This window comes from Planomonospora algeriensis, from assembly GCF_977012225.1.
This window is the reverse complement of record NZ_CDRNDK010000959.1, coordinates 1-900: the sequence shown is the minus strand read 5'-3', so window position 1 is coordinate 900 and position 900 is coordinate 1. Positions and strand designations below refer to the sequence as shown.

Sequence of the window (900 nt, the reverse complement as noted above, 5' to 3'; positions counted from 1 at the left end):
GTGCCGGAGCGCTGGCATCGCCGTCAGCGTCAGCGCCTGCCGCCGGGTCAGCGCTCCTCAGCGCGGCGATGACCGCGTCGGCCTCAGCGCCAGCGCCAGCGGCGGCGTCGGCCGCCGACTCAGCGCGGGAGCGCTGGAACTCCTCGTAGATCTCAGCGACCCGGGCCAGCGCCAGCTCCAGCGTTTCGGGCGCCGCGTCGTCCAGCATCCACACGAGGTCAGCGTCAGCGAGCGAGCGCCACTCAGCGCCGAGCGCGACCTCCAGCCGCTTGCGCGCCGCCATGATCCGCTGCTGCATCCTCAGCGCCTCCCGGTAGGAGGCGATCTCCCACTTGACCATGAACCGGCGCAGCTCCCTGGACTCCTTGCGGTGGTGCCAGCGGCGCGCGAACGGGATCGGCTCCCGGGTGGCGTGCTTCTTCAGCAGGACGTGCCGGATCGACTCCACGATGCCGAGCACGACCAGCGGCGCCGGGAGGAAGATCAGCATTGCCCGTGCGTCCGGCCATCCGGCGGCCGCGTTGATGACCAGCGACAACACGGTCAGGGCGCGGGCGATCCAGCGCAGCACGGGTGCCTGCCAGCCGCACCAGGTGAACACGATGTCCCAGGTCACGATGACCAGGAGGGCGATCTCGCCGGTCAGGGCGACCCGCCACGGCTCAGCAACGCCGATCCGCGCCGCGAGCTGTATCAACGCCTCGTAGCTCGCGACCACGCTGTTGTAGAGCAGGAACACGCCGGCGGCCGCCGCGACGAGGACGGCGAGGATCTGCCCGGCGTTGAGCTCGCGCCGGGTGGGCGCCTGTTCTTCCACGATGGTCGTCACGTTAAGTCACCTTCAAGGTTGTGCTGGTGCGGGCTGGTGCGGGCTGCTGTGGGGTGTGGGAGCGTGCGGGG

The 900-nt window shown here is 70.7% G+C and carries 1 protein-coding gene; it reads right to left on the bottom strand.

Features of this window, described 5'->3' with window-relative positions:
- Window positions 1–829, bottom strand: an 829-nt coding sequence (locus tag ACWJ6R_RS37175) for a hypothetical protein (RefSeq protein WP_449066678.1), incomplete at its 3' end; no start/stop codon positions are given.
- Window positions 830–900: the final 71 nt, after the last annotated feature.